The sequence below is a fragment of the Saccharopolyspora elongata genome (assembly GCF_004348985.1).
GTDB lineage: Bacteria > Actinomycetota > Actinomycetes > Mycobacteriales > Pseudonocardiaceae > Saccharopolyspora > Saccharopolyspora elongata.
In genome coordinates this window covers 1-9,877 of sequence record NZ_SMKW01000154.1, presented here as the reverse complement: position 1 = coordinate 9,877, position 9,877 = coordinate 1, and the positions used below count along the sequence as shown (strand labels likewise).

The 9,877-nt window shown below is 64.3% G+C and carries 6 protein-coding genes and 1 pseudogene; all 7 read right to left on the bottom strand.

All coding sequences use genetic code 11. The features are described 5' to 3' along the window. Positions 1-1,454, bottom strand: a 1,454-nt coding sequence (locus E1288_RS45120; protein ID WP_456320523.1) for a WXG100-like domain-containing protein, incomplete at its 3' end; no start/stop codon positions are given. Positions 1,455-1,780: 326 nt separating this feature from the next. Next, positions 1,781-1,915, bottom strand: a complete 135-nt coding sequence (locus tag E1288_RS50065; protein ID WP_268952036.1) for a hypothetical protein — start codon at positions 1,913-1,915, stop codon at positions 1,781-1,783. Positions 1,916-2,480: 565 nt separating this feature from the next. Then, positions 2,481-3,752: a YrhB domain-containing protein gene (locus E1288_RS45105; protein ID WP_132495335.1), complete on the bottom strand. Its 1,272-nt coding sequence runs from the start codon at positions 3,750-3,752 to the stop codon at positions 2,481-2,483. Between the two features lie 109 nt (positions 3,753-3,861). Further along, positions 3,862-4,305 carry a DUF397 domain-containing protein gene (locus tag E1288_RS45100; protein ID WP_132495339.1) on the bottom strand — a complete coding sequence of 148 codons (444 nt, stop codon included), beginning with the start codon at positions 4,303-4,305 and terminating at the stop codon, positions 3,862-3,864. Positions 4,306-4,313: 8 nt separating this feature from the next. After that, positions 4,314-4,430, bottom strand: a pseudogene (locus E1288_RS50060) (hypothetical protein); the annotation flags it as partial. A gap of 353 nt (positions 4,431-4,783) precedes the next feature. Next, the gene (locus tag E1288_RS45095; protein WP_235884267.1) at positions 4,784-5,764 is read right to left on the bottom strand and encodes a hypothetical protein; all 981 of its coding nucleotides are present in this window, start codon (positions 5,762-5,764) and stop codon (positions 4,784-4,786) included. A gap of 47 nt (positions 5,765-5,811) precedes the next feature. Beyond that, positions 5,812-9,738 carry a coiled-coil domain-containing protein gene (locus tag E1288_RS49570; protein WP_235884266.1) on the bottom strand — a complete coding sequence of 1,309 codons (3,927 nt, stop codon included), beginning with the start codon at positions 9,736-9,738 and terminating at the stop codon, positions 5,812-5,814. Positions 9,739-9,877 lie beyond the last annotated feature (139 nt).

Genomic DNA, 9,877 nt, shown 5'->3' with positions numbered 1-9,877 from the left:
ACACCCTCGGCACCGACCCGCTCACCCGGCACACTCCGGCCACCAGAGGTTTCCCCACCCCCAGACACAGCACCAGAACCCTCGGGAACACTGATGCGGCGGGCCTCGCCCACCGAAGCCGGGCTGTGCTCGTCGCCAGGTTGGTGCCGGCCCTTGCCCGGCACCACGGCATCCCGACCCCCACCAGAACCACCAGAATCGCCCTGACCGGAGGAACGGGCGGAAATAACCGGTGGGACGGTGATTCCGCCGGCCAACGCCCCCAGCCCCGGCCCACCATCGCCGCTGCCGCTGCTGCTATCGCCGGACTCGCTGCTGCCGCTGCCAGACTCGCTGCTGGCGTCGTCCGCGTCCGTGTCGCTGCCGTAGCCGGACTCGCTGCTACCGCCGCCGGACTCGCTGCTACCGCTGCCGAAGTCGCTGCCGGCGTCGTCCGCGTCGGCGTCCTCGTCGCTGCCGTAGCCGCTATCGGCATCCTCATCGCCCGGAACGTGCTTATTGCCCTCCTGTTCCAACACCAACCCGAGAAGACCCGCCCCCGCTTTCTCCCCCGCGATCTCAGCCACCCCCGAAGCCGCACCCGCGGTAAACGCCGCCGGATTGAACGCGAAATCGCCCAAGATCCCGGTCGCGACCATCTCGGTAACCCCCTCATGCAGGCCCTCACCACCAATCCGCGCCCACGGACTGGCAAACCACCCATCCACCGCACCCGCATCACCGCCCGCATGCTTCACCCAATCCCTGATCGCACCCTTCAACTTCGGCAGCGCCCCCATCGCCCCGAACGACAACACCGACCCCACCGCCGCGATCACCGCGGCACTCTCGTAATGCTTCCCGTCATGCTCCTCGCGGGTGCCCTTCCCGATCTGGATCTGCTGCCCCAGCCACACCACACCAAGCTGCTGCCCGAAACTCATCGCCAGCATGCCCAAAATCTCCACCGGCACACGCGGCACACTCGCCATCCGCCGCGCAATCCACCGCACAGCCTTCTCCACAACCACCCTGTGCATCAGTGCCTGCGCCATAAACCACGACTGCACACCCGGAACCCAAAACCACTGCACAAAAAACTCAAACTCAACCGCCAGCAACGCCAACTGAATCAACACCACCAGCTTAAGAAACTCCACCTCCATCGCGATCTGATCCAACGCATCCGCCATCATCTCAAAATGATCAGCCGCCGCATCCAAATAATTCGACGGGCCATCCACAAACGGCGCCATCCGCGCCGCAAACGCCCGCTCCGACGCCCCCGCAAAACCCGACGACCGAATCCCCTCAACCGCCGCCCGCGCATCCACCCGCAACCGCCGCAAACGCCCCGCATGCGACCGCCACACCACCGCCAACTCCCGCACCTTATCCTCATTAACAGGCGGCGGCTCATCCCCCGTAAGCCAAAGGGACAGCTGGCGCTCAAACTCACTGAACATGATCGCCATAACTGCCCCTTTAGCTCACCTAACCACTAACTAGTACTCGTGCCAACTACACCGACGCAGCCGAACCGGCATCACCATCCGCTTCGCCGGCAACACGGGCACACAAAATTCGGTCACCTCGATTCTGGCCGGCCACCCGGCACCGGCACCACGCCACGCCTCGCACAACAAAAGACACGACTCCTTCAAGTAGTAAGGTTCGCCGGACTACTCGAATTCAGGTAGATGTCACTTTCAATTTATCTGCGCGAGCGAAAGGTGAGCTGCAGCACGTATTCAGGGATCCGCCACCCGCACCGCCACGCACAACGAGGATGGAAAAAACCTCACTCCGCGAACAGCAGCTGGGAGAGCACGTAGACGAGGAACCGGATGACGATCTTCTGGTTGTTCCGCGGGTAGACCTTCATGATGCGCAGCCGCGTGCAGTCGTCGATGGCGGTGTACTGAGCGTTTTTCATCCTGGTTCTGCGGCGTCAGGCCAGGTCCCGAATGCGCAGGGGTCGTGAGTGCCTGTGGCCGCCCTAGCAGCCAGGACCACTCACGACCCGACGCCCCTCAGTCGTGAGTGCCTATGGCCGCCACAACAGCCATAGGCACTCACGACCCGGAGACGTGGGCCTTCCGCGTAGAGGATGAAAAACGCTCACTGGCAGAACTTCTTGCGCCGCCCCGACGGCTTCACCTGTGGCTTGCTGCCGGGTTTGGCGGGGCCGGCCGGGGTGAGGGTTCGACGAATTGCCATCGATCTGGACCTGGTGCCCGGGTGCTGCTTCTCGTAGCGCTTCCATCGGCGGTCATGGCGCTCGTCGCGCTGAGAAGCCAGCAACCTGCCGTAATACCGGCACGTCATCACAACGTTCCCGCTGACTTCCTCGACGTGGCGCAGGACCGCGAGGCCGCCGACGCACCTCGCGGTCCAACTGGGGTTCACTCACCCGGATATCCCTATGATCACCAGGCTCGGGTGTCAACCATCTCCGTCAGTTACCGGCTCCAGCCCGGTTTCGCACTCACGACCGATTGTCAGCCAAAGCGCATGACCCGGAACTCGAACGGTGCGGTTTCGATGAGCGGCTGAGCACGCCCATCCATCGGGTCAAAGAGCTGAACACCGTCGGTTTCGTTCACGGCCACCAACAGGTGCCCAACGCTCTCCCGTCCCCGGGTGTCCTTCCTACGCAGCCACACCAGTGCCTGGGTCTGTTCGGGAAAGGAGGAGATTTCCTCCAGGACCCCGAACCAGTGGTCGTGGACGCCGATACCGACCACGGGGCCGAGCTCGGCGATCATGGGGCCGAACCACGCTGCCTGCGCGGGTTTCGGCGGTGGCATCAACCCCGGTTTTCCGGCGTTCCAGTCGTCCAGCCACGTCCACGGATCACGGTTGGGCAGGCCGAACGGCTCTTCGCCGGCCGCTTTCGGGACCACCAGGGCCGCGTCGAGCATTTGATCGCGCCAGTCGCCAATCTGCTGGAAACTCCGGGTGGTGCAGGCGAACAGCCAGCCACGCTCGGTCTCGTCGGCCGGATCAGGAGAGACGAGTTCCACTTCGCCGTCGTAGGTGTACGTCAGCCACGCCTTCGCTTTCTCGACGGCCTGGGCGAATTCGTCCGCCGCGCCTTCCCACGGCAGCAGCTGGCCGTCGGAATCACCTCGCGCGCGGCGGAAACGTGCCACCACGAGCTCAGCGACCTCGGCGTTGTTCTGCTCGGCGACAGTTCCCCGCAGACCATCAAGAAAGACCACATCGTCCTCCCCGTAGTCCGCATACAACAGGTGACCGGCCAGTTCATGCCCGCCGAACTGACGGCGCAGCCACACCACTGCCCGGGTCCCCACACCTCCGTCCTCAATGGCCCTGGCCGCGTCCTCCCACGTCGTACAGGTCAAGACCTCGGCGTCGGGGAAATAGGTCGCCAGCATCCGATCCCACCAGCCCGGCGTTTCGCCAGCCGGATCCCACGGCAGCGCCGCGGCAGGCCAGCAGTTCACCGCGGCATCGGTCGCGATCAGGCAGTTAAGTGCGTTGACCCGCCAGCGCCACGACCCCGGCTCGGCCCGGGACAGGTTGAGGGCCTCATCGAGCGGACCGGCATTGGACGCGGGAAAGGGTTCCGCCCCGTCCAGCGGCACGCAGATCGTCGCCGCCAACATCGGCTCGGCGGACTCCACGTAGCGGCAACCGAAGAACGCCGCCCGCTCCGTCTCGAGGATCGCCTCCTCGTCGCTCAGCGCCACACGCTGCCCATAGGTGTCCTGCAACCAGACGCGTGCCCGCTCCGCGAGCTCGTTCATGCCCCGCCGTCCCCCTTACTCGCCAAACCATCTCCAGCGAAAGTATGAGCTCGCCGCACTCCAGTCCCAAGCCGCTTACCCGAATTTCAGGCACAACTGCCCATCCGGACTATCCATGCGGGGAAGGGACGAGGCCGTGTGTACTTTGTGCTGCCATAGCAACAACGTACATACGGCTGGACTGACCAGCAGAAACACCGAACCGACGCAAATGCGACAGCGGAAGACCTACGCGGTGTAGGCAATTGCGACGACGGAACACGTGCATGCCGTCCACGTCGCGGCGGGCGATCTCCAGGCACAGCCCCTCGGTCCGGCCCTCCCGAACACCGGCTAAGAAGGCATCGAACTCCTCAGCGGTGAACACCAACCGATGATCATCCGGCGCACCTAACACCGTCTTGTCGTCACGCAGCTCGACCCAACCGTCCCGGCGGGCGACACGTACACAATTCTTGTCGGGCTCGATACGCGTTGCCTTGTGGAAATCCCGCTGGGCAACAACTTGATCAGGTGCTTGATCTGCTGCTGCATCACGTCTGTTGGGGCCCACATGCGGCGCAAGCACGACTCACTCATGACGACCTGGATCGTGGGCGGCTCGGGCAAGTCGAGAATGTCACGCCCGCACAGCCGACGGAGCGTTCTGCGGCAACATCTTCGCCTTGGCCAACCCATCCGAGAAATGGACTGGATTCACGCCAGGACATGCCCAGACTGCAACACGCTGCTCAAAGAAATGAAAGGCTGGCCCCGGTGACCTCCCCCATGCGATGGCCCGACGGCACCCCAGTCGACCCCGAACCCCACGACACCCCAACCACCAACAACCACCTCTGGCGGTACACCGAACCGCCCGCATGGCCCGAATCAACCACGACCTCAAAGACCGAATCATCCAACGCCTTCGCGCGCTCTAAAAACCCGGCCCGATGCCGCGACCTCCCCTACTCGCGGCGGCATCGAGCCGCGCGGCCGGGCGGAGCGAACGTCCCCCGACACACCGCCCGGCCGCACCCCAAACGAGGGGGCTACCCGTTGGACAAATACTCCAAGACGCGGTGCGTGGTTACCGCGCCCAGGGGTGCTGGTGGGCGGTTGGCGTTGCGGATGTGGGCCAGCAGTTGTTCGTCGGGGGCCAACCCGTGCTGCTCCAGGTAGTAGCAGACGATGTCCGGCCAGATCCACACCCCGTCGGAACGGAAACTCACCGGCACCACGGACCCTCGCGACCGATCCACCACATCGTCCATTGTCGAGTCCGTGTCCAGGATTACCGTGCCCGCCCGGAGGTAGTCCAGCACTCGGTCCCGCTCCGCCGCGTCGAGCAGACGCGGGTGATCCTCTTCGAACACCGGATCCCCAGCCTCATCGACGCCGTCGAAGGCACGCGCCAAGTTCAGCTGGGCAGGTTCTGTCGCCGCCCACATCAACCGGCCGTAAGACCGTGCCGCCCGCTGATACATCGGCACCTCGCCGCCGGGCGCGACCACCTCCACCCGCGGCGCATCGGGACCGGCCGCGGCCAGCGCCCGCTGAAGCCGACCGGTCAGCCCAGCCGGATCAGCACTCCCGGCCTCCACCACATACACCGGCAACCACGACCCCTGGCCACCGATCGGGCCGCGCCACGCACGCCACAACCCCTGGGCGCCGGGGGCATCCGACAGCACCGCGACCAACGCAGCCACTCCTGCATCGTCGGCGTCCGCAGAATCAATTGGTGCGCCGGTGAAATGCCAGGCCAGAACCCGCTGCTCGTCACCGACCGGGATTCGGCTCAACGTCGGGGTAGCGGTGTCGGCCAAGAACTCGGTCAGCACACTCATCTGCCGGAAGGTCAGCGCCACACCGCCAGTGGCCAGCTCCTGGCACATCGACTCAGCAACCTGGTCGATCGCGCCGTCCGCCAGGTGCTGCCGAGCCGTTGCGAGGAACTCATCCGGCACCCGGCCGGCAAGTCCGAGCAACAGATCATGCATTCCTACCAGGCCCTCATCACCAACGGACATGTTCCGTCCTCTCATCGTCACCCCCGGCTCGTCAAACCCGCCAGACGTCACGACCCCGATCCACGGGTGGGCCAGTACCGATAAACCTCCGCGGGCCTGTCAGGCAAAAGCCTGGTCCTGGAATCCATCAACGCCTCGCCCAGATCAGCCTTACCGGTAAGCTCGCCGAGCGGGTTTTCCTCGGTGAATTCCATCCACCCACCGTTGCTGGGACGGAATTGCACGCGACCATCTCGATCCGTTTCGTAAACGCCGGTGAGCAGACGCCCGTCCTGGGTCTTGTACAAGTGCTGCACCGTCGCCAATACCGGTCCTTCAACGAGCTCGAGCACCTCTCCCAGCAGCGCAGCGGGCGCGCCGGGAATCGCCAGCAACGTCCACCGGTCGTGTTTCCGTCCGACACGGCGGTGCTCGAGCCACTGTGCGAACCCTTGGAAATCGATCTCGTCGCCATTCCGGAGGAGAATCCCGTTACCGTTCGGCGCCAACCGGGCCACGACGAGGCTCGCGTCTTTGTACAGCTGGTACGAGTACGCTTCGGCGAGGACCTGCGTCTTCGAAGCACCCGGGGCCGGGAACAACACCGACTGTTCGGGCAGGCCCACGACCAGCGCAGGGTAGTCGCCAATGCCACCAGTCAACTTCCACGGCCGTGTCCAGGCGAAAAGCTGCACCAGCTGCGCCTGCCCGGCCTCACTGAGCGGCAACAACTCCAGGAACCCCACCAGCTTTTCCAGCCAGGCCCCCTCGTCCCTCGTCTGGTCGTCGTAGCCCAGCAGATCCGGATCACCCATCAGCCGATCCAGCTCCGGGTAGATCGTCGGATCGGTACTGGCCAACGTAATCGCTGTGCTCGCCTCGGTCCGCGCCTGCCACAACGCGGGGTTCTCGGTCAGCTCACCCGCGTCCCCAGCCGGGAACCGGAACTCGAGTCGATCGTCCTTGGCACCAGAGACCTCAAAACGCACTGCATAGTGCTTGTCGCCCGCGTCGGGCACGGGGTAGTACGAGTCGGCATTCGCACCGTTTTCGTCCACTGTGTACGGATCCGGCGGGAGCGAAACCGGCGCCACGTGCGCGACCTTGCGTTGCCTCGACCCGTCGCCGCCTGCAACGTTGCCCAGCCGGTAGAGCAACGCCTCGCTGACCTTCATGATCTGCGCCACACGCACGTACTGCCGAGGGGTCAATGGCCGGTCCCAGTCAAAACTGAGATTGATATGCCCCCCTGACTCCGAGCCATAACCGCCGTGCCGCTGTACCACGCTCAGCAACTTCTCCATACTGGGCCACACCTGCCGGCTGACGGGCCGCCCAATGTCATTGCGCAGGATCGGCGATGTCGCCTCCACCTCGAAACGCTCCCGCTCCTCGATCAACGCCCACCTACCACTGGCCACAATCGCCGCGGCAGCCTCCTTATCGTCCACATCGAACAGCTTCGAGCCGTGGGCGGTCCTCCAATCCACCAGCCCCGCTTGTTCGAGCTCCGCCCCCAGATTGATGACCCGCTCGTCGAAACTATCGTCCGGGAGCTTGAACTCGACCTCGAATCCCAGACGCACGTCCGGCCGGGAACTCACCCCGCCGGGCACACCGTCCTTGAAATACGTGATCGGAACATGCCCCTGCGCTATCGACTTTTTCGCCTGCACATACACCTCACCCACCTTCCCCCGGCGAACGTTGTGCAACTTCCTCTCCGCCGCCTGGATATAACCCAAGCGCGACTCAACTGTCTGCAACTCCGCCGGAGTCCACTGTCCCTGGCGCACCAGCTGCTTCAAAGTTTCGACGTACTCACGCACACCGTTTGGATTGAATTCCAGCGGCATCGTGTTCAAATGCCGCTCCATTCGACCCGCCGCCTCAGCCAACCTCGCAATCTCAGGCGGCACGAATACCGCAGCCTGCCCCTCCCCAGACGCACCCATGCGCTCCCCGGCCGGTTCGCGCGCGCCATCCAAAGCCCGACGACCAGCCGCATCACCCGACGGCCCAGCCCCCGTCTCGCCAACGCCCGATTGCCCATCCCCAAGCAAATCCAACGACATGACCAAGTCGTCATCCTCAAGATCAGCAGACCAGTCATCCAAAACCCGACGACCAGCCGCATCACCCGACGGCCCAGCCCCCATCTCGCCAACGCCCGATTGCCCATCCCCAAGCAAATCCAACGACATGACCAAGTCGTCATCCTCAAGATCAGCAGACCAGTCATCCAAAACCCGACGACCAGCCGCATCACCCGACGCACCGAGATCAACGTCCTGCTGTCCACGAAGGAACGCCGCGAAATCATCCGCCCCGGCCACCGCCCCAGCATCCGCCACACCCTGGGGCACCCGCACCCCACCTGAGTCCGCCCACTCCGCCCCAGCAAGCCACGCATCTACATCGGAGTCGTCCTCAACCTCTCCCAACACCACACCCCCTACATCCCGCGGACCACTCGCCCCCACATCCGCAATCCGCCCCGACCCGGCCTCCCCCCGGGCGAGCATCGACTCCAGCTTCTCCTGGCTTACCTTCAGCCTGCCCCGCATCTCCCTCAACTTCTGCTCAGAATCAGCCCACTCATCCACCTCGCGCCGCAACGTAAGCAGCTTGCCCTGCTCAGCATCGGTCAGCTGCCGCACCGCCTCCAACGCCTCCAACGCCTTGATTTCACCCTTGCTTCCCTCAGCCTTTTTTCGCCCCCTCGACATTGCGGTCGACCGCCTTGCTGCCTCCCTTACGTACTGTTCTATTTCCTCCCGCAAATTGAGCTCGTCCCGCTGCGCCTCAGTCAGCTGCCGCATCGCCTTCAACTCCGCCACCCGCGCGGCATTATCCTCTTTCTTCTGGCGCTTATTCGCGTTACCTGTCTTCGTTTGCTGCTCCCGCTGCGCCACCTTCGGCGCGAGCTCCGCCAACTCCTCCTTCTCCTCCGGATTCAGCCCCTCCAGAGTCAGCTTCTTCGCCTCCAAAAACGCCACCCGCCCAGCATCAGCCTTTCTCTTCTGGCGCCTCTTAGCGCTCTTTTCCTGCTCTTTCCTCTTCGCCTCCGCGGCCCGCTGGTCCTGCTGTGCTGCCTGATCCGCCGGCGCGGACCCATCGCCCTCGCCATCTTGATTCCCGGAATCAACCCCAGCGGTTGCTCCCACCCTCGGCCGCTTGGACCCCGCGAAAGAACTCTCGCCAACCTCCGCCCGCGTCACAGGCCGACGCTTCGGACCTGTCACCTCGGCCGGCAGCCCAGCCCCCTCGCCCTGGCCGCGCAGCCCGGAACCGCCTGCCGGCAACACCACCGGCCTCCACGGCAGCTCAACCACCCACACCCCGGTCGCCGCCAAAACTTCAGCTTTCTCGGCTTTCTCAGCTTCCTCGCCTTCCTCTCCCTTCTGCGCATTCGCCAGTTTGACCACGCCTTGCGTTGCATGCACAGCATTGATCGCATGCGCACTAAAATCCGCTCGCTGGAAGATCACCGACACATCCCGGCCCACCGGCAAACTCCGCACATGCCCCTCAGCCTCGGCCAATCCATCCACCCGCCAAGCCTTCCCACCGGCCGCCACCAACCGAGCCGGATCCCGAACATCACCAGCCGGCTCCGTCACAACCTGCTTACCGAGCACGAGAGAATTGTGGAACGCCACAGAAGCCTCCAAGCAATTCTTCTGATAACGCTCATCCCCAGAGAAATAATTGGTCCGGTTCACCCCCGACAGGAACTGAGACCAAGACCCCGCCGACTCACCGCCACCCGAAACCCCAGAAACCACACCACCCGACAACCCCCCATCCACAACCGGCTCACCAAAAACCAGCCCATCCCCTTCACCACCAAACAACCCAGCATCCCCGAAATCACGAAGAAACTCCCCAAAATCCCAGTCCACTCCAGCATTCTCACTGGCATCCTGCTGCGAGAACGCAGTCAACGCGGTCTCGGCAAACTCCGTGTAAGCAGGGTCCTCCTCCACCAACACCCCGGCATCCGCCCCACCCCGCGGCACATCCAAATCCGCATTCGCCTGCTCAAGCCACGCCCCGAGATCGCCCCCATCCAACCGCGCGTCCCATTCACCGTGTTCGTCCCGATCAGCCCCACCCTGCTCCGCCGAACCC

Bases quoted from the DNA above. Each gene is read 5' to 3' on its own strand.
- E1288_RS50065 (WP_268952036.1), bottom strand. From the start codon at position 1,915: ATGAAAAACGCTCAGTACACCGCCATCGACGACTGCACGCGGCTGCGC.
- E1288_RS45105 (WP_132495335.1), bottom strand. From the start codon at position 3,752: ATGAACGAGCTCGCGGAGCGGGCACGCGTCTGGTTGCAGGACACCTAT.
- E1288_RS45095 (WP_235884267.1), bottom strand. From the start codon at position 5,764: ATGTCCGTTGGTGATGAGGGCCTGGTAGGAATGCATGATCTGTTGCTC.